We start from the raw sequence: 19317 nt of genomic DNA, 5'->3' as shown, positions 1-19317 counted from the left end.
TGTTGCCTTTATTGCAACCAGATGGATAATAGTTGACTATTTTTTGTGGGTCGGATTTTCACACCTTCATTAATAAAACTAAGAGCTCTAAGTCGCTAGCAGCCATTTGGAGTGTTTATTACACAAATAATTCTGAATGGACTCGCTTTCTAAAGGCTTAAAACTGCAGTAAATCGTCAATATTGATGAAACTCAGTTCAATTAGAATGAATCAATTTCAGTCGGCAAACTTTCTTTCGGTAGTTATAAACCAATGAACACATTTAATAAATTTTTGGGGATATCAGTACTTCCAATCCTTCTTACAGGGTGTACTTTGCCTGGTAGCCACCTTTCGGTCAGTGACAAAACAGTCATGAGCACTGAATCGAGTGATATAGAGTCTCAGGTTACCGTTTATCCCTTAACTTTGGAGCGCGTAACGTCTTTAAATTCAGTGGACCCTTTTTCAAAACCAAACCCAGAGTTAGATATTGAAATCGCAAAATATGAATACGAAGTAGGACCTGGCGATATCCTAAATATCACTATTTGGGATCACCCAGAGCTAACGATCCCAGCGGGCTCATACCGAAGCTCAGCCGAAGCGGGTAACTGGGTGCATTCGGATGGCACGATCTTCTACCCTTACATAGGTGTCGTACATGTTGAAGGCAAAAACGTACGTCAGATTCGTGCAGACATTGCAAGCCGCCTTGCAAAATACATTGAGAGCCCACAGGTCGATGTAAGCGTTGCGGCATTTCGCTCTAAAAAGACTTATGTAACTGGCGAAGTTAACAAGCCAGGACAACAACCAATTACAAACATCCCCCTTACACTTCTAGATGCTGTGAATAGAGCTGGCGGACTGGCTGCCGAGGCTGATTGGCGTAATGCGACACTGACACGCAATGGCGTTGTTGAAAACGTCTCTTTGTATGCTCTGATGCAACAAGGCGATTTAACTCAAAACCGCCTTCTAAAGCCTGGTGATATTGTTCATATTCCTCGAAACGATGCGCAAAAAGTATTTGTTATGGGCGAGGTTAACGATCCGAAATTACTCAAAATTGATCGTAGCGGCATGAGCCTTACTGAGGCTCTTAGCAACGTTGGTGGTATCAGTGAAATCTCCGCAGATGCTACCGGTGTGTTTGTCATCAGACGTTCAAAAGAAGAAGCTAAAATGGCGGACATTTATCAGCTAGATGTTTCTGACGCTTCTGCTTTGGTGATTGGTACTGAGTTTGATCTCAACCCTTACGACATAGTCTATGTGACGGCTGCACCTGTTAGTCGTTGGAATCGTGTGATTGCTCAGCTCGTTCCAACCATTTCCGGCTTTAATGAACTAACTGAAGGTGTACTACGAGTACGCACTTGGCCGTAAAACAACGTGCCGCAAGAAAATTATCTCTTGCGGCACGTAATCGATAGCTACTCAGCTCAATTGCGCAATATAAAGAAGCCAGCAATTCAGTTGAGATCATAAGCATACAACTTAAAGTAGGGTAAGCATTTGTTTTCTAATATTCTTGTCGTCTGTGTCGGTAATATTTGCCGCTCTCCAACAGGAGAGCGGCTTTTGCAGTCTTTACTACCAAACAAACATGTCGCATCAGCAGGAATCGCAGTAGATAAGAGCCATCTAACGGGAAAAGCTGCTGACGAGATGGCAACCACTATCGCGAACGAACATAGCGTAAGCTTAGATGGACACGAAGCACGACAATTAACACCTGAGCTTTGCGCTCAATACGATCTGATATTGGTTATGGAAAAAGGTCATTTAGAAGCCTTAACCAAAATCGCTCCTGAGGCACGAGGTAAAACGATGCTGTTTGGACAGTGGATAAATGAACAAAACATCCCTGATCCATACAGACAAAGTAGAGAAGCTTTCGAACATGCATATACGCTTATAGAAAAAGCAGCAAAAGCGTGGTCTCAAAAACTATAAGCCGCAAGGCTAAATAAACGCCAATGGCAAGGTATTTAAGAAGTTAAAGTAATGACAACACAAACTATTAAGCAATCACGTCAAGCCGACGATGAGATCGATTTGGGAAAGTTATTTGGGATCATTCTCGATGCCAAATGGCTCATTCTATGTACCGTAGTCCTATTTTCGATTATAGGCGTCGGCGTTGCCATTCTATCAACACCTATCTATAAAGCTGACGCTCTTATCCAAATCGAAAGTAAGAGTTCAGGTGGTATTTCAGCGATGGTTGGTGATATGGGAGAGCTGTTTTCAGCAGAATCATCAGCGACAACAGAAATAGAGATCATCAAATCTCGTATGATCTTGGGCGGTACTGTTGATAAGTTCAACTTAACGACTGTCGTTTCTCCAAACTACATGCCAATTATTGGTAAAGGCCTAGCTCGACTACAAGGTGAGCAAATCAGTCTGAGCGTTTCACGATTTAATGCTCCTTCTTACGCAGTTGGCGTTCCTTTAACTCTTGAAGTTATTGATTCTGAAAAACAGACGTTCAGGCTCTTAGAAGATGACAATAACGTCATTCTAGAAGGTAAAGTTGGTGAACTGCTTGAGAAGAATGGATACCAGTTTTTGGCGACTGAACTTGTGGCTCAAACTGGTGACTCATTCACGGTCAGCAAAATCAGTAAATTAGATGCAATTAATAAACTTCAAGAAAACTTATCGATTAGCGAACGTGGTAAGCAAACCGGGATTATATCTTTAAGCTTCTCTGGTGAAGACCGCGCTAAGATTCAAGATATCTTGAACGACATTAGCCAAAACTACTTCTTACAAAACGTTCAAAGAAATTCTGCAGAGGCAGAGCAAAGCCTCGAGTTCTTGAAAGGTCACCTCCCAGACATCAAAACAAAACTGACCGCTTCTGAAGACGTTTTAAATCGATTCCGTCAAGAAAATGAATCTATCGATTTAGGCCTTGAAGCTCAGTCAACGCTGAAAGTAATGGTTGAGTTAGAAGCACAGCTAAATGAGCTTACATTCAAAGAAAGTGAGATCAGCCAACGCTTCACACAGGATCACCCAGCTTATAAGTCGCTACTTGATAAACGTGAAACACTACTAAAAGAGAAAGAACGTCTTAATAAACAAGTTCAAAAGTTACCGAAAACACAGCGTGAAGTTCTACGTATGACACGCGATGTAGAAGTAAACCAACAAATCTACATCCAGCTATTGAACAAGGTTCAAGAGCTCAACATTATTAAAGCCGGAACAGTTGGCAACGTTCGAATCTTAGATAACGCTCAATCTTTCTCTAAGCCAATTAAGCCGAAAAAAGCGCTTATCGTTGTGCTAGCAACACTGCTTGGCGGTATGGCAGGCGTTGCTTTCGTATTAATTCGTGCAGCATTCCACCGTGGTGTGGAAACACCAGATCAAATTGAACAGATTGGCATGCCAGTTTACGCAAGCGTTCCAAAATCTATTCAACAACTGGAATTTGCAAACAAGCTTAAGCGCAACAAAGGCAGCAACAATGAGCTAGTCCTTCTAGCGGAAGCTAATCCAGCCGATCTTTCCATTGAGGCTCTACGTAGTCTTCGCACTAGCTTGCACTTTGCAATGATGGAAGCGAAGAATAACGTTCTTATGATTTCAGGTCCTGCACCATCTATCGGCAAAACATTTGTATCGACCAACTTTGCGGCCGTCGCTGCGAAAACCGGTCAGAAAGTGCTGCTTATTGATGCGGATATGCGTAAAGGTTATTTGCAGCAATGCTTCGGTCTACGCTGGGACAACGGTCTTTCTGATTACTTGAGCGGTAAGACATCCCTTAGCAACATCATTAAATCTACATCCATTGATAATTTAGATGTTGTGACTCGCGGCCAAGTACCACCAAATCCGTCAGAACTTCTTATGCACCCTCGCTTCAAGAGCTTTGTTGACGAGATGTCTGCACAATACGATCTAGTCATCATCGATACGCCGCCTGTACTCGCAGTTACCGACCCAAGCATTGTTGGCGCGCTTGCAGGAACAACTCTGATGGTCGCTCGTTTTGATCAAACGACTTTGAAGGAGATTGAAGTCGCGCAAGGTCGCTTCGAGCAATCAGGCGTTGAAGTTAAAGGTGTGATTCTCAATGCAGTTGAGAAAAAAGCATCTAACTCATACGGCTATGGATACGGCTACTATAACTACGCGTACAAAAGCGAATCATAACTTGAATTTAGATCGCTAATTAAACCAAATATGACAAAGCCCTGCTAGAAACAGCAGGGCTTTTTCTATTGCACTCTTAATTGCTTGTACGTAATCAAACTAAGCAAGACAAAGAATATTGGGTCACTCCAACCAAAACCGACAAATACTCCGATAATGCCGGCATAGGTAGTAATCACTGCCCCTAAGCCATTAGTGATCAATAATGCTTTAAACAGCTGTTTCGCAGTATGCCCTGATTCCACATTACGTAACATCAAACTCACCGCAGCGATTCCACCTAAAAAGATCGAAGTATGCTGCGATAAAAACAGCGCGTACTGGTCGTTAATTTGTACTCCATAGATCGGCCACATTATGGTTGGTACAAAAACAACGCAAAAGCGAATACCGTATATACGACACCATGAACGGTTAGAAAAGTGCGGTTGGTCATCATCTCCTTATCCTCTAATAGGCCCTTGATTGAGCGTAGTTAACGGCACATTGATATCGAAAATTTGACCTCGTACTTCGACTACGCCCATTTTTCGTAAGCGTGCGGCATGCATTTCGAGATAAGCTTGCGCCGTGGCTTCATCTTCAAAAAGATAGATACCACCACCGAGTTTGTCTTTTTCGCTTTCAGTCCAGATTTTCCAAATCATGCCCGGCTCTTGGTTAATCGACTTAGCTAAGTCGACCAGAGCATTCGACATCTCGTCACCAAACGGACCATGAAATTCAAAATCAACTTGCAATAATTTCGCCATCTTGAGTCTCCTCTTCTTATTGACTCGTTTTCGATGACAAGATTATTACCTTTATAAAACTGACAGAAAAGTTCATAATTTCGCCATTAACTGTCTAAAAAATTGACTCATGAGACTAAAAACGACCTTAGAACAATGGCAAACGCTACAAGCGATTAATCAAGAAGGCAGCATTCAATCCGCAGCTTTACTGCTCAACAAGAGCCATACCACATTGATCTACTCGGTGAGGAAGTTAGAAGACCAACTTGGTATTCAACTTATCGAAGTACGAGGGCGCAAAGCAGGTTTGACTGAGCACGGCAAAACCATACTGCGTCGTGCACAATCCATGCTTGAACAAGCGCGGGAACTGGAAGTCATCAGCGAGCAGTTAAAAAGTGGGGTGGAATCTCAAATCACGGTCGCAATAGATCATCTTTGTGACCCTTGTTGGCTTTATGCACCACTCAGTCAATTTTTGGAGGACAACAACACGACCTCCGTTCAAGTGGTTGAAACGTCACTGAGCAAAACAACCGAAATGGTCGTAAATGAGCTCGCTGACATCGCAATCATCAACTTACCGATAACCAACTACCCTGCCGAAGCATTTGGCGTAACAACCATGCTGCCTGTAATCGCAGCACACCATCCACTCGCTAAAAAGCCGCATGTTTCCATCGACGATTTTGCAACCACCAGCCAAATTGTCATCCGTGACTTAGGCAATTCAGACAAAACGAAAAGAGATGTGGGTTGGTTACGCGCACGTCAGCGTATTACCGTCGATAACTTCGACCACGCTTTTCACGCCGTAGAGCAAGGCGCTGGATTTTGTCGGCTACCAGCGCACTTAGTCGCAGCCCGCAAGAGCGATAAAATTAAAGTATTGGAGATCGAACACTCCCATCAATATCAAGTTGCGCTGCACCTCACTTTGCCCAAAGGAGCCAAAAGTGGTCCTGCGACTCAAGCGCTTTATCGTACTTTACTCAAAAGTGTAGAAACTCGAGCCTAGCGACAGTGGTATTGAGTTGAATCGCTAGTGTTATCGCCTATTGATTCTCCCTAAATATAGAGAAACGGCCATTTTGTGACGCTACACTCTCACAAAAGGTTGCACGAAGGATAGCGACCACCTACTATCACTATGCTCATGCCTAAAGCACCCAACACTCGCGGAAAGAACTCGGTTCACGGCAATATCCTCACCTGCTTGGTTTAGCAGGCACAATCTGTTTTTACCTTCTTTTTAGCTTCTATTTAGGCGAGTGTGGAAGAAATAAGAAAGGTGAAATATGAACTCTACAAATAGCTTCTCGATCAATATCAATCAGCAAAAATCCATTGCTAAAAAAAGGCTCAAAGCTATCCGCCTATACGATGACGCTACGTTGGAGTTAGTTAAGCGATGTCACTCCAAACCAGAGTCATTGACTCCCAATACAATTCAATTGGCTGACGTTCAACATGCACTCGCAAGAGAACTGGGCTTATCCAGTTGGAGTAAACTAAAAGCTCATGTCGAAGAGCTAGAAGCGCACAAACGAGCCATCAAAGAACAAAAACCGCCCCTAGATGCGAAAGTAAAAACGCTACACGTTCGTTGTGGCCACGACATTCAACAACAACTTAAAGCCAGCGGATTTGAAGGGACATTTTTAGCCCTGATCGATCCGCTTTCTATTGGCCCCATACCAGCAACACCACAGAACTTCCTTGCCATTCGTGCCCAATATGTCGTAGAGACTCTGCTGCCTGTGATGAAGCGTGAAGACTCGGTTCAAGATATAGTCACATTGGAACAATCAAACCTCGATCTGTTGCAAAGTGATGTATTTGAACGAATCGTCTTTTGGGTCGAACATGACAGCTATGATCAATTGATGCTAATTCGTGCTCTAACACTGTTAGAGAATGTAGAGAACAAAGTGATAGAGATCATTGAGTTGAACCAGTTTCCGGGTACTGAGCGATTCATCGGCTTTGGGCAGTTGCCTGAAGAAGCTATTCGTTCTTGTTGGCGATATCGTAAACCCGTATCTGCTAAGTTATTGAGCCAAGCAAAGCAGTGTTGGCAAGCAGTGTCATGTTCCTCACCAAAAGCTATCGTCAGTTTGATAGAGCAACATCAACTGGATTGCTTACCCAATATACTCGACGTGCTTAAACGCCATTTGCAAGAGTTACCTAATTCACAAACTGGATTGAGCTTGACACAACACCTCGCACTAAAGGTTTTGAACTCGCAAAATCGTTCAATTCCCATCAAAGATTGGTTTGAGCAATATCAACAACTAGAACCTCTTCCTTACCTAGGAGACGTGATGTTTTACGCGTTACTCCTCCCTCTAGCACAGTGTCAAACACCTTTGATCACGATTGAGTCACGTGAAAGGCACTGGTGGGAACAAAGCGTCCGTATCACTGAGGCTGGCAAGCAGTGTTTGGAGGGTTTAATACGAGCGAAACAATGCTATTGGGTTGGAGGGATTAAAAATACCAGTCAAAGTTATTGGAGCTGGGATCACCTCCAACTAACTACACTTGCCAACCATCATTGAGTTGACAAATATGAAAGCATAAAAGGTTCGTTGGCTCTGATGAACACTCAATACTAAAGTATCGCTAAAGAAGCGACCGCTAGTCTGAATACAACTTAAATAGTTATGCAGAAATGCATCCACTCAAAGAGAGTATGCACTCTATCTCTTATTAAAATTTATTGTAAATCCTCTTTGTTATCGGTTGTATATTCGATAAAAGTGTTAAAATACAAACTTTTAATCCGGCTAATTCGTTAATATTTGGTTAAAATCCCATTTTTATTAGTGATAAAGTTCACATCTATTAACCATTTAGAGGATTATTCTTTCGTATTTTCTCACTCCGCTGCTAATCTGCTCGCCGCTTTGAAGTGAACTCAAGGTGCATAACTATAAGGAGTGTTCTCATGAATACCAAGAAACCGATGTCGCTTACCAGCCGCGTAATTTTAGGTATGGTTGCGGGTATCTTGACAGGATTTGCAATTCGCACACTTTTTGCCGACAACGGATTTGTCGACGCATACATTGTTAATGGATTATTCGAAGTTGGTGGACAGATCTTCGTTGCCAGCTTAAAAATGCTTGTTGTACCGCTAGTATTTGTTTCGTTAGTTTGTGGTACTAGCTCTCTCAAAGACCTCTCTACACTGGGTCGCATGGGCGGTAAAACCCTCGCTTTCTACGTTACGACAACGGCTATCGCGATTACGCTTGCTCTAACTATGGGTACTCTATTCCAGCCAGGGGCAGGGGCAGATCTAACGGCAGCAAGTTCATTCAAATCAGCCGAAGCGCCATCTTTAGGTCAGGTGATCATCGATATGTTCCCGACCAACCCAATCAGCGCAATGGCAGAAGGTAAAACTCTGCAAGTTATCGTGTTCGCCGTGCTATTCGGTATCGCGATCAGTGCAGCGGGTAAACCAGGCGAACGCATCGCAGCATTCTTCTCTGATCTGAATGAAGTGATCATGAAACTGGTCGCGATTTTGATGAACTTGGCGCCTTATGGGGTATTCTTCTTAATGGCGAAGCTATTTACTGGTCTTGGTCTGGGCGCGATCGTCAATCTGGCAGAGTACTTCTTAGTACTGGCTGGTACGCTTGTCCTACACGGTCTAGTTACTTACAGCTTAATGTTAAAAGGTTTCACAGGTCTAAACCCAATTACGTTCCTACGTAAGATGGAAGACGCGATCATGTTTGCTTTTTCTACAGCATCATCGAACGCGACGATTCCAGTGACAATGGAAACAGCAAAGCACCGCATGGGTGTTGAGAACCGTGTATCATCGTTCACAGTACCACTTGGTGCAACCGTGAACATGGACGGTACGGCGATCATGCAGGGCGTAGCAACTGCGTTTATTGCTCAAGCTTTCAATATTGATTTAACTATGGGCGATTACCTAATGGTTATCATGACGGCAACATTGGCGTCTATCGGTACCGCAGGTGTTCCTGGTGTGGGTCTTGTCATGCTTGCTATGGTATTGAACCAAGTTGGTCTGCCGCTTGAAGGTATCGCGCTCATCATGGGTGTTGACCGTCTTCTTGATATGATTCGTACCGCGGTAAATATCACTGGTGACAGTGCTGTAACCGTCATCGTTGCAAAATCAGAGGGTGCATTGGATGAAGCTCGCTTCAACGACCCAATGGCAGGCGTAGCCGAAGAAGAAGTGCATCTTAAACGCGCTGACGCCTAAATCGTTCTACGATTACCATTCTGAAATTATATAGTCCTGTCTAAAAGAAAGCCCCGATGGAAACATCGGGGCTTTTGTTTTCTCCGCGTCTAGAAATACTCTTTCTAATCCGCCATCGAATTCAGTTTTTCTCTGGCTTGTGCTTCGTGTTCTTTAGTGATGGCATTACCGACTGAGTTCGCGGCTAAGGTAAGTGCCGCCATATCATCGGTAAAACCGACGCCAGCTAGTACGTCTGGCACCATATCTGTTGGTAGGACGAAGTAAGCCAGCGCGCCACCTAGTATAGCCTTGTGGCGAACGGCGGTGTTGGAATCTGTCATCGCGAGCCATGATTTAATGCCCATTACGGCAATTTCTTCACCCGCTTTCTTAACCGACCCTTTCATTTTTCGCCAGAATGTTTTCTCATCTGGCGCTTGCATCGTTTGATCTTTGGCGTCTTTCGGCGCCGATTTTACAGACATTGTTGTGGTCATCGTTGCCTCCGAAATTTATGACTATGTCCAACATATTAATAAATCGAACCTGAACGCAAGATTAATAACAAGAAATGATAGTAAAGTGAAACACAGACAGAAAAATCCCCAAACCGAAGTCCGGGGATTATTGCCTTGGAAACAAAAAGTCTTGCAAACCAAAAGGTTGAAGCCAAAAGCTTTGGGAACCAAGCTTTAAAAGCAGAATGCCCTATTGAGCAATCTTCTCCAATACACGCATCAGCATTTTGATACGTGGTTCGATAGACTCAAGCAACAAGTACTCTTGGTCACTGTGGAAACCTGCACCGATAGGCCCTAGACCATCCAAAGTTGGAACGCCAAGAATCGCCGTGTTGTTTGCATCAGAGCCGCCACCCACTTCCTTCCAATTGATGTCGATCGCCAGTTCACTTGCCGCTTCTTCAACTAGCATCATCAGGCTTTCTGTTTGTGGGCTTGGCACCATAGAAGGCTTATAAGCTTCACGAACCAATTCGATACTCACACCATCAACGAACGGTGTTTCCAGCGTACCGTTTAGCTTGCTGTCGACATCATCGTATTCTTCGTTGCTCCAGAAACGCACATCCACGATCGCTTCAGCGTGCTTAGGGACGATGTTCGCACCGTTACCGCCAGAAACAATACCGACATTCAGCGTGGTACCAGATTCAAAGTTGGTCATTGCGTTGACTGCTAGAATCCAATTCGCCATCTCAGTGATTGCGCTGCGACCATTTTCTGGCTCGTTACCTGCGTGAGCTGCAACGCCATTAAAGGTCATTTTGTAGCGAGCCATGCCTTTGCGCGCTTTCACTAAACCGCCGTCTGCACGTGCTGCTTCTGCAACCAGTACATTCTTTGCGTTTTTCGCTACTGATTGAATCCAATCCACAGAGTCCAGAGAACCCGTTTCTTCATCTGGGTTCATGCAGATAGCGATAGACAGCTTATCCAACACCGCTTGGTCTAGATTGCGCATCGCGTATACGATGTTCAGCAAGCCAGATTTCATGTCCGAGACGCCCGGACCGTAAGCTTTCTCTGCATCTTGAGACATTGGACGAAGCTCAGCAGTACCCACAGGGAACACGGTATCCATATGACCAATCAGCATCACATCGATTTGCTCAGCTTCCGGCTTATTTCGAACTTCGAGACCGATGCCCGCTCTGCCACAGTCGATGCGTTTTACGCTCCAATCTGACATCGCTTGGTACTTCTCTTCAAATTGAGAAGCGATAAACTCGATACCATCAGTAGTGTAAGTGCCACAATCCACATTAATTAGGGGACGTAGCTCTTCTAGATATTCATTTAGAGAGAATTGCATGACTCACTCCTAGACAAACAGATTCATCACCAGCATTGCGCCAAACGCGTTCAATACTGAGATTGCAATCATAACTGGGATGTAACGACCTTCAGTACCAATTGGCCCCATGATACGACCCATGTACTGAACTTGAGAGCCCATTAGGTAGATAGCAGGCGCAAGAATCGCAATGTGCGTGCCGTTCAGGATACCTTGGTCAAACAGCGTGATAACCACACCCACTGCGCCACCCATCGACATCCAAGCACCGATCAATACCGCTGCAGCTTCACCCGGAAGACCAAACACCGCCATGATTGGAGAGAACACCGTGCCCATCAGATCCAGCGCGCCAGTGATTTGTAGCGCCTTGATGATAACAAATGCCATCAATACGTTAGGCACCGTAGAGGTAGTCGCAATCACCCAACCTTTCTTAGCACCTTCGACGAAGATATCCGTCACCATTGGTTTTTTCGCTTTAACGTCACCCATTATGCCGTCTCCTCTTTTAAGTTCTCTGATTTGTTTTGGTCTTGCTTGTCTTCTTTACCTTCCGTCATGTTCAGGTAGATACGGAACAGGTTCGCGCCGATGATCTTAAATGCGAACATCACCACAACTGCTAAACCAATAGAAGACGTTACTGCTAGAGAGCCGTCAGCCATCGTCAGTGTGAACAGCACAGCACCCGATGAGAAGAAGTTCACGATGGTTGCACCTGCAGTGAACTGGAACATGGTAAATACGTCCGTTTCACGCTTAGTTAGGTGACCTTCATCTTTTAGCTGACGCGTCATTGCCGCACCTGCATCGGTACTTTGTAGAGAAGCAATTAAAGCCAGACCAGAGTTACCAGGGATGCCCATTAGAGGACGTAGAAGAGGAGTAAGAAGCTTACGAGCTGCTTCAAGTGCACCGTAGTGCTCAAGTACGTTGATCATACCTAAGGCGAACATAACAGTTGGAATCAAAGTAAGTGCGAAAATGAAACCGTCGCGAGCACCGCTACCACCATTACCGCGAAGCGACGTTGTTGCAACTTGCACACCGTCAGCCGTTTCGGTGACACCATACGCCACCTTGCCGAAAGAGCCATTGAGCGTTGTAAAATCGAATACACCGTACCATTCGCTAGATTGCATCAGGCCAGAAAAGAACACAACCGCAAACGCCAGAGCAACGTAGCACCCCAGTGTAACTTTACGCTCAGTTTGAACAGGAATTTTCATAACATTACCTACACATGTGGAACTTAACACATATGTTCACCTGAATAATGTGCTAGAGAGATGATCAAAATCAATCCGCCTGCCGAACATTATCGCGACTCAGTTATGAAGTTTTGTTTTATGATTCCAATCACAATTGAAAGATAATAAAAATTTGTGCCAACAATTAGGTATTTTAATCTATATCGATAGCTCACGACTTCTTCATCAACTCAACAAATGATTCTGACGAATATTGCTTTCTACAACATTCATGACGTACTTCATACTTTGGCATTGAGGCAATATCGATTAACTCGAAAGTAACATTCAGCCACGAAATTTAGGTTAGGATGGCCCGGTCATATGTAAACGGCATAAACCAGAATTAACAGGACTATACGACCCATTGTTACGCTCACAATATAAAATAGCCAAATGGATACTCGCCCTCGTGCTTTGGGTGGTGATGATATGCTTAAGCCAAAATTCTGGTTTCTCGAAAAGCTGCCCGAAGGCTCACCAAATACAGAGTCAGCAAGATGAGAGTGTGAATTTATCACCATCTTGCGACCTTTCAGAAAAGCTGGTTCAAGCGTACCAACATCAGTTTGATCATATTCTTATTCCATTTTTTCTGTTTGCTTTGATTGTGGCGCTGCCGATGACAACCACAGCAATTCGTTATCTGGAATACACAGAACCGATACCGGAAAAGTATCGGGTTCACCTAAAACTTTGCGTGTTTAGAGAATAAAGCCAGCAAGGCGAGAGACCTTTCTGCCTGACTTTTGTACATATTTTATTCACTTCACATAACAAACAACGAAATTTAAAAGTTTTAGGAAATATTATGACATTCACTCGTACACTTTTGGCGTTAACGATGGCTATCGTATCTGCCGTATCTTTCGCATCAGAAAAGGCCGCAGAACAAAAGCTAGAGGAAGTTAATCAGATACTAAAAGATAACCCTCAAATTCTTGATTCATTGCACCAAAACCTTCAAGAGTACATTGCGTATCAACAGTCATTTGGCGACACCTTGAAGGAGGTTCGTCAATATCTAAGTGATGGCAAACATTCCTCTTTTGGTGCTGAAAACCCTGAGTTAACCATTATTAACGTAACAGACTACAGCTGCCCTTTTTGTAAACGTTTAGAAGGAGAGCTGGTCAAAGTTGGTAAGGAATATCCGCAGGTAAAAGTGCTTAACCTCAATGTCTCTTTTAAAGAACAATACGAGAAAAACGGCTACAACTCGGCAAGTTACGCATTAAATGTTTGGCAAAACCAGCGAGATAAGTACGAACAAGTGCATGAGTTATTGGTGAAAAAACCGGGCGCACATGACGCACGTTCCTTAAATCAAATCGCGAAAAAAACGGGGACAGAAGCGCAGCTTGTCGACGACAAAGAGACCAAGGCGTTGCTTGATAAAAACTATCAGTATTTCACGCAACTTGGTTTACGCGGCACGCCTGCGTTGATCATTAATGATCAAGTCATTCCTGGCTATGTGCCGTTTGACGAGCTAGAAAAAGTCATCGACCAAGAACTGGCGAACTAAAACAACAAAGCCCTTCCCTGATAACTCAAGGAAGGGCTTTTTATTTATCGACATAAAGAGCGTTTAGTTACTTATCACGTCCTACAAACGCCACAACGACTTTGTCATTGCCAAGCGAGCGAGAGAACACGTACGCGCCTTCTTGTTCAATTACTTGATGCTGACCCGCACCAATCGCTGGGTGCGCTTTACGGAACTGACCAAGAGTTTGCCAGTGTTTGAGCAGCGCTTGCTTCTCATCAGATAGCTTCCATACCATGTCAGAACGAGTGCCTTGGTGGAAATCGTCCGCGTAAGGACCAATGTTACGACCAACTTCATCACCATAGTAAACCTGAACAGCACCAGGGCTCAGAAGCAGTGCATTCGCGGCGTTACGCTGCATGCCGTAATCTTTGAAGCGAGAGAAGAACAGCTCGGTATCGTGAGAAGACATGTAGCTCACTGGGTTGAAGTCTTTTTCATTGGCGATAGTATCTGCGTAACTTTGGTAGGTGTCTGCCATTTGGCTGAAACACGCCGCGCCTTTGTCTAACTTCTTCTGCATGTCGAAGTTAATCAACGCATCAAAGCCATCGTCAAAGTAAGGACTGCGATATGCGGTATGTCCCCATACTTCACCCATCATCCAGAATGGCTGACCTGACTTACCATTCTCTTTGCGCCACTGCTCAAGACTGCTTGAAGCCTCTTCTTTCAAGCGTTTCCACACATCGCCTTCAACGTGCTTCACCGTATCGACACGGTAACCATCAATGCCAAAGCGTTTCACCCAATCAGTTTGCCACTCAATTAGGTAGTCCGAGACGGTGTAATTGTCGCGCGCCTCTACGCGAGTACCAGGGTTATCCAATAGCCACTGCGCGGGCTTCACGGCTTTGTCTGATTCGGTGATAAAGTCAGGTAAACCCGCCAATGACATAGTGATATCACTGCTGCCCGGAGCTGGGTATCCCGGTAGACCTGTTCTTACCCAGTCACCGCCCCACCATTTCGACCAGTTTGGACTCTGGTAATCAATATTCTGGTGATAGCTATGCCAATTTTCACCCGCTTTTGGTTGCCAGTCACCCCACTTATTCGGTAAATCAGCGTTTGGTTTTAACACCTCAATACCGTCAAATTGCAAATCGGCTAACGTTGAGTAACCGGTGTGGTTGATTACTGCGTCCATCAAGACTTTAAGGCCACGTTTGTGTGCCTCTTCCACCAGCTTTTTCAGGTCATCTTCGTTACCGAAGTTCTCATCAATCTTGGTGAAATCACGCGTCCAGTAACCGTGGTAAGCGTAGAATGGGAATGAGCCGCTATCGCCGCCACCCACAAAACCGTGTACTTGCTCAACGATTGGCGATAACCAAATCGCATCGGTACCTAGGCTATTGATGTAATCTAGCTTTTCGATCACGCCTTTTAGGTCACCGCCGTGGAAGGTGCCGATCTCTTCTTTGCCGTCTTTCTTACGCCCATAGCTGTTGTCATTGCTGGTATCGGCGTTGTTGAAACGGTCAACCATCACGAAGTAAATGTTGGCATTGCGGTAATCAAACGGCACTGCTTCTTTGGTTTTCTTCACTGGCTCTAGTAGCACCAAACCGCCGGAATCTTTGCTCGGCGTCAGCGATACTTGCTGATCTTTTACTTCGACCATCTGCCCAGAGTAAGCATCACGCAACTTGGTGCCATCGGGGAAACTGTCACCCAGCGCAATGGTGACTTCGCCGCCTTGATAAACCTCACATTGCACTTGTGGGATTGGGCGTTTGAATTCTGTCTTGGCGGCTTTCTTAGGTTCACGCTTGAAGCGCAATGTTTTCGCTTCCGCATCAAAAGCAAAAGAGTAATCGCCAGTAAAGCGGATTTTTAATGGCAGTTCTGTTGGCTTTCCACAGTTCAGCGCGATAGGTTTGTTGAATTTGACCTTTTGACCGTCAGGCGCGACACAGTCGCCTTCAACACCCGTGATTTTGAGCGTATAGCCATCTTTGGTTAATGGCACAACCAAAGGCTGCTCTGCACTTAACGGAAAGTCACGGCTGTTGGTCGTGGTAGAAATGGTGATGTTTGGCTCGGCGATGGCACTTGCCGATGCAAGCAATAAGGTAGTCGTAATCAGATTCAGTTTCATCGTTCAGTCCATTGGTTGCGCATAGGCGCAGTATTCGTGTTGTATTTTTATTCACACTAATAGTAAATGGATGAAAAACTGAGCACATCATTCTGAAAGGCTACGCCCTAAAGCTTGTGACGCTTCACATTTTATTGATATAGGGGCGTAGTTCTATTTAAGTGCAATAGATTGAGGGAGTTAAAGTTGCACGCTGCCAAGATTGCTCATTTGATTCATCGCCCATCTTGTGCGGCGAGCAGTGTACTCACTTTGTGGGTAGACTTTGATTCGATATGGGTTTGGCAACACCACGGCTAAACGCGCTGCTTGCCACTTCGAGAGTTGCTTTGCACTGACACCAAAATAATTCTGCGCCGCCGCTTCAGCGCCGTAAATACCGGGACCAAATTCAACCACATTTAGATACACTTCTAGAATACGCTCTTTACTCCACATCAGCTCCATCAGTAAGGCAAAGTAAAGCTCGTAAGCCTTGCGAACGTAGGAGTGAGAAGGAAACAAAAACACATTTTTCGCAGCCTGTTGGGTAATAGTGCTCGCGCCTCTCGACGGACCATTATCACCAGCCTCGGAAATCACGTCGAATAGCGATTCGAAATCGACACCATAATGATGAGGGAATTTTTGATCTTCGGTCGCAATCACCGCTAACTGCATATTTTTTGAAATGCGCGACAAGGATACCCATTCGTGTTGACTATTGTCTGGATAGTTCTTTGGTGGCGCAACAATGCGGCTTAACTTCCATCCCCATATTGGTGGATCGACATATTTCACCAAACCAACCAAAACGACTGGGGCGATCAGCAATATCAACACCATTTTAAATAGAAATGACTTAAGCCTTTTCAACATGTGTGGTTCCCCAATGCATTAGCGATTGATGATAAACAAACCCGTGAGCTTGCCTGATTCAATCAAGAACAACAAGTTTTAGAGGTAAAAAATAGGTCAAAAAAAGCCCGATTTACAATGTAAAACGGGCTTAGAATTTGATTAGACTAAATTATTTGTGCAGCTTGTAGAACACGGTTGAAAGTGGAGGCAAGCGAAGCTCAAGTGATTGAGGCAGTGATTCACTTTCAACTTTTTCCGTTTTCACAATGGTCAGCACTTTAAAATCGCTGCCGCCGTATTTGCTGTCGTCCGTGTTCAGCAGCAGTTCGTATTGACCTGCATTTGGAACACCTAAACGGAAACGCTCGTGTGGTACGGGCGTAAAGTTGGTGATGATGAGAATACGCTCACCCTCTTTACTGATACGCTCGTGCGCTAGGATGCTTGCATCCGCTTCGTCTTGTAGACGCCACTCAAAACCAGCAGGAACACAATCTTGATCGTGCATCGCCGCTTCATTTCGGTACAAGTGGTTCAAATCTCGCATCAGCTTTTGGACACCTTGATGACGCTCATATTCCAGCAAGAACCATTGCAACTGATCATCGTGGTTCCACTCCGCCGTTTGGCCGATTTCCGCGCCCATGAAGTTCAGCTTTTTGCCCGGTTGACCATACATGTAACCGTAGTATGCACGTAGGTTTGCAGTTTGCTGCCATTCATCACCCGGCATCTTGTTATGGATAGAGCCTTTGCCGTACACCACCTCATCGTGAGAGAGAGACAAGACGTAGTTCTCGCTGTGCGCATAAACCAGCGGGAAGGTGATGGTATTGTGGTGGTATTTGCGGTGAACAGGATCTTCTTTGATGTATGAAAGACTGTCGTGCATCCACCCCATATTCCACTTGAAGCCAAAACCTAAACCACCCATAAAGGTTGGCGCAGACACCCCCGGAAACGCCGTTGACTCTTCCGCAATCGTCATCGCATTCGGGAAGTGCTTGTACACTTCTTCGTTCATCCATTTTAAGGTTGCGATTGCGTCGTAGTTTTCGTTGCCACCATCGACGTTTGGTACCCACTGGTCGTGGCTACGTGAGTAGTCGAGGTAAAGCATCGATGCGACTGCGTCCACGCGAATGCCATCAATATGGAATTGTTCAAACCAGTACAGCGCATTCGATACAAGGAAGCGACGCACATGTTCACGGCCTAAATCATAGATGTATGAGTTCCAATCTTGGTGCCAACCGCGACGTGGGTCCGGGTCGTGGAACAGCGGTGTGCCGTCAAAGTTTGCTAAACCGTGGCCATCCGATGGGAAATGCGCCGGAACCCAATCCAGCACCACACCGATACCAGCTTGGTGACACGCATCCACGAAGAATTTGAAATCATCAGGTGAGCCGTAACGGCTAGTTGGCGCAAATAAGCCAACGGGTTGATAGCCCCATGAGCCATAGAATGGATGCTCAGACACAGGCATCAGCTCAACGTGGGTGTAGCCCATATCCACAAGGTATGGCACCAACTGCTCCGCGAGTTCGCGGTAGTTCAGGAAATCACCTTTCTCGTCGCGCTTCCATGATCCAGCATGCAGCTCGTAAAACGATAACGCTTCATCACGCTTTTGTGTCACTGCGCGATTTTGCCATTTCGCATCTTGCCATTGGTAACGCTTGTGATCGTAAGTAATGGATGCGAACGATGGGTATTGCTCAGAGTAGAAACCCCAAGGGTCTTGTTTGTGTGGCAGCCCTTCCCCATTTGGCCCTTTGAGCTCAAATTTGTACTGAACGCCTTCTTCTAAGCCAGGAATGAATAGGCCCCAGATACCGTAGTCTAGGCGTTGCATTGGATGACGACGGCCATCCCATTGGTTGAAGCAACCCACAAGGCTAACAGCAGATGCATGTGGTGCATAAACAAGGAAACGCACACCAGAGATGTTTTCACCGCCACGTTCTAGCGTGACAAAGTGCGCGCCCATGTAGTGATACATATCTTTTGGCGTATGCAGATGCTCGTATTCTTGGTAAATATTGTGGTACTGATACGGATCATCAATAATTTGTTCAACACCATTCCAATCAACTGCCAAACGGTAGTGAGTCAGGTGTAAATCGCGTTGCTCTTTTAAGATGAAGCCGCTGTCGCCATCACGCTCAAGCGCCACGCGAGGCTCACCATTAACAAGCAGTTCAACCTTGTTTGCGCCCGGCATCCAAACTCTCAGCGAAGCTTCGTCGTCAATGAATGGACCCAGCGCCGCAAATGGATCTGAGTAAGCCGCCTCAGCAAGCAGTTCGTATGCGCGTTCGTGTTGTTTCTTTATTTTCTTGGTTTTGGTGGTTTTCAAATCTTTCTCCCTAGAGCCAACATCCTTTTCAAGACCAGAGATCTGAATCAAACATCGGTTTCTCCACAGCCAACGTTGTGAACTCACAAAAAGACTCCGCTTCTCACGTTCGTTGCGTAAACGGCGTCAAAATACAAAAATGCCCGCTATTGTCGCGGGCATAATAACGGTACTTCATCCTAACGGATTGTGTTTTAGGAATGAGTGACCTAGACGGAACTTTCGTACCTCTGAGCTAACAAAATTGGTAATCAG

At 45.1% G+C, this 19317-nt stretch carries 16 protein-coding genes and 1 pseudogene; 8 read left to right on the top strand and 9 right to left on the bottom strand.

What is annotated here, in order from left to right; all coding sequences use genetic code 11:
* The first annotated feature begins 253 nt into the window (after positions 1-253).
* From KI742_RS06720 to KI742_RS06710, 3 genes are all read left to right on the top strand, one after another.
* Positions 254-1372 carry a polysaccharide export protein gene (locus KI742_RS06720; RefSeq protein ID WP_285385297.1) on the top strand — a complete coding sequence of 373 codons (1119 nt, stop codon included), beginning with the start codon at positions 254-256 and terminating at the stop codon, positions 1370-1372.
* Positions 1373-1501: 129 nt separating this feature from the next.
* Entirely contained in the window at positions 1502-1942 is a 441-nt protein-coding gene (locus KI742_RS06715; RefSeq protein ID WP_031780905.1) for a phosphotyrosine protein phosphatase, read from the top strand.
* 51 nt (positions 1943-1993) lie between these two features.
* On the top strand, positions 1994-4162 hold the full coding sequence (locus KI742_RS06710; RefSeq protein WP_005374875.1) for a polysaccharide biosynthesis tyrosine autokinase: 2169 nt from the start codon (positions 1994-1996) through the stop codon (positions 4160-4162).
* A gap of 65 nt (positions 4163-4227) precedes the next feature.
* Here the strand turns inward: KI742_RS06710 and KI742_RS06705 are convergent.
* Together KI742_RS06705 and KI742_RS06700 are read right to left on the bottom strand one after the other, a co-directional pair.
* Positions 4228-4598: pseudogene (locus tag KI742_RS06705) on the bottom strand (hypothetical protein).
* Between the two features lie 7 nt (positions 4599-4605).
* Positions 4606-4914: a monooxygenase gene (locus KI742_RS06700; protein ID WP_005374871.1), complete on the bottom strand. Its 309-nt coding sequence runs from the start codon at positions 4912-4914 to the stop codon at positions 4606-4608.
* Positions 4915-5023: 109 nt separating this feature from the next.
* On the opposite strand from KI742_RS06700, the gene KI742_RS06695 reads away from it, so the two are divergent.
* The 3 genes from KI742_RS06695 to KI742_RS06685 all read left to right on the top strand — a co-directional run bounded on the left by KI742_RS06695 (position 5024) and on the right by KI742_RS06685 (position 9154).
* On the top strand, positions 5024-5914 hold the full coding sequence (locus KI742_RS06695; protein WP_140132167.1) for a LysR family transcriptional regulator: 891 nt from the start codon (positions 5024-5026) through the stop codon (positions 5912-5914).
* Between the two features lie 280 nt (positions 5915-6194).
* Entirely contained in the window at positions 6195-7460 is a 1266-nt protein-coding gene (locus KI742_RS06690) for a DUF1835 domain-containing protein (RefSeq protein ID WP_262661870.1), read from the top strand.
* 389 nt (positions 7461-7849) lie between these two features.
* Positions 7850-9154 carry a dicarboxylate/amino acid:cation symporter gene (locus KI742_RS06685; protein ID WP_017820133.1) on the top strand — a complete coding sequence of 435 codons (1305 nt, stop codon included), beginning with the start codon at positions 7850-7852 and terminating at the stop codon, positions 9152-9154.
* A 104-nt stretch (positions 9155-9258) separates the two neighbouring features.
* Here KI742_RS06685 and KI742_RS06680 read toward each other — a convergent pair whose 3' ends face one another.
* The 4 genes from KI742_RS06680 to KI742_RS06665 form a co-directional block, all read right to left on the bottom strand.
* Positions 9259-9633, bottom strand: a complete 375-nt coding sequence (locus KI742_RS06680; protein WP_005458336.1) for a YkvA family protein — start codon at positions 9631-9633, stop codon at positions 9259-9261.
* 211 nt (positions 9634-9844) lie between these two features.
* Positions 9845-10969 (bottom strand): M20 family metallopeptidase, encoded by a 1125-nt coding sequence (locus KI742_RS06675; protein ID WP_285385302.1) that lies wholly within the window; start codon positions 10967-10969, stop codon positions 9845-9847.
* A gap of 9 nt (positions 10970-10978) precedes the next feature.
* On the bottom strand, positions 10979-11446 hold the full coding sequence (locus KI742_RS06670; protein WP_005374849.1) for a YjiG family protein: 468 nt from the start codon (positions 11444-11446) through the stop codon (positions 10979-10981).
* Positions 11446-12183, bottom strand: a complete 738-nt coding sequence (locus KI742_RS06665; RefSeq protein WP_285385303.1) for a nucleoside recognition domain-containing protein — start codon at positions 12181-12183, stop codon at positions 11446-11448. The genes KI742_RS06670 and KI742_RS06665 overlap by 1 nt, the downstream gene beginning before the upstream one ends.
* 448 nt (positions 12184-12631) lie before the next feature.
* On the opposite strand from KI742_RS06665, the gene KI742_RS06660 reads away from it, so the two are divergent.
* A complete protein-coding gene (locus KI742_RS06660) occupies positions 12632-12919 on the top strand; it encodes a hypothetical protein (protein WP_049872671.1) in 288 nt (95 codons plus the stop codon).
* A gap of 96 nt (positions 12920-13015) precedes the next feature.
* A complete protein-coding gene (locus tag KI742_RS06655; protein ID WP_285385304.1) occupies positions 13016-13732 on the top strand; it encodes a DsbA family protein in 717 nt (238 codons plus the stop codon).
* A gap of 67 nt (positions 13733-13799) precedes the next feature.
* On the opposite strand, the gene KI742_RS06650 is transcribed toward KI742_RS06655, so the two are convergent.
* From KI742_RS06650 to glgB, 3 genes are all read right to left on the bottom strand, one after another.
* Positions 13800-15860, bottom strand: a complete 2061-nt coding sequence (locus tag KI742_RS06650) for an alpha-amylase (protein ID WP_262639556.1) — start codon at positions 15858-15860, stop codon at positions 13800-13802.
* Positions 15861-16040: 180 nt separating this feature from the next.
* Entirely contained in the window at positions 16041-16718 is a 678-nt protein-coding gene (gene mtgA / locus KI742_RS06645) for a monofunctional biosynthetic peptidoglycan transglycosylase (protein WP_151515271.1), read from the bottom strand.
* A gap of 151 nt (positions 16719-16869) precedes the next feature.
* Positions 16870-19062: a 1,4-alpha-glucan branching protein GlgB gene (gene glgB / locus KI742_RS06640; protein ID WP_285385305.1), complete on the bottom strand. Its 2193-nt coding sequence runs from the start codon at positions 19060-19062 to the stop codon at positions 16870-16872.
* Positions 19063-19317 lie beyond the last annotated feature (255 nt).

Origin of the sequence: Vibrio sp. D417a, from assembly GCF_030248595.1 — a bacterium.
Classification (GTDB): domain Bacteria; phylum Pseudomonadota; class Gammaproteobacteria; order Enterobacterales; family Vibrionaceae; genus Vibrio; species Vibrio alginolyticus.
Note: the sequence above shows the minus strand (reverse complement) of the source record. Positions and strands in the feature narration are given on the sequence as shown.

Bases quoted from the DNA above. Each gene is read 5' to 3' on its own strand.
- KI742_RS06720 (WP_285385297.1), top strand. From the start codon at position 254: ATGAACACATTTAATAAATTTTTGGGGATATCAGTACTTCCAATCCTT.
- KI742_RS06710 (WP_005374875.1), top strand. From the start codon at position 1,994: ATGACAACACAAACTATTAAGCAATCACGTCAAGCCGACGATGAGATC.
- KI742_RS06700 (WP_005374871.1), bottom strand. From the start codon at position 4,914: ATGGCGAAATTATTGCAAGTTGATTTTGAATTTCATGGTCCGTTTGGT.
- KI742_RS06695 (WP_140132167.1), top strand. From the start codon at position 5,024: ATGAGACTAAAAACGACCTTAGAACAATGGCAAACGCTACAAGCGATT.
- KI742_RS06690 (WP_262661870.1), top strand. From the start codon at position 6,195: ATGAACTCTACAAATAGCTTCTCGATCAATATCAATCAGCAAAAATCC.
- KI742_RS06685 (WP_017820133.1), top strand. From the start codon at position 7,850: ATGAATACCAAGAAACCGATGTCGCTTACCAGCCGCGTAATTTTAGGT.
- KI742_RS06680 (WP_005458336.1), bottom strand. From the start codon at position 9,633: ATGACCACAACAATGTCTGTAAAATCGGCGCCGAAAGACGCCAAAGAT.
- KI742_RS06675 (WP_285385302.1), bottom strand. From the start codon at position 10,969: ATGCAATTCTCTCTAAATGAATATCTAGAAGAGCTACGTCCCCTAATT.
- KI742_RS06670 (WP_005374849.1), bottom strand. From the start codon at position 11,446: ATGGGTGACGTTAAAGCGAAAAAACCAATGGTGACGGATATCTTCGTC.
- KI742_RS06665 (WP_285385303.1), bottom strand. From the start codon at position 12,183: ATGAAAATTCCTGTTCAAACTGAGCGTAAAGTTACACTGGGGTGCTAC.
- KI742_RS06660 (WP_049872671.1), top strand. From the start codon at position 12,632: ATGATATGCTTAAGCCAAAATTCTGGTTTCTCGAAAAGCTGCCCGAAG.
- KI742_RS06655 (WP_285385304.1), top strand. From the start codon at position 13,016: ATGACATTCACTCGTACACTTTTGGCGTTAACGATGGCTATCGTATCT.
- KI742_RS06650 (WP_262639556.1), bottom strand. From the start codon at position 15,860: ATGAAACTGAATCTGATTACGACTACCTTATTGCTTGCATCGGCAAGT.
- mtgA (WP_151515271.1), bottom strand. From the start codon at position 16,718: ATGTTGAAAAGGCTTAAGTCATTTCTATTTAAAATGGTGTTGATATTG.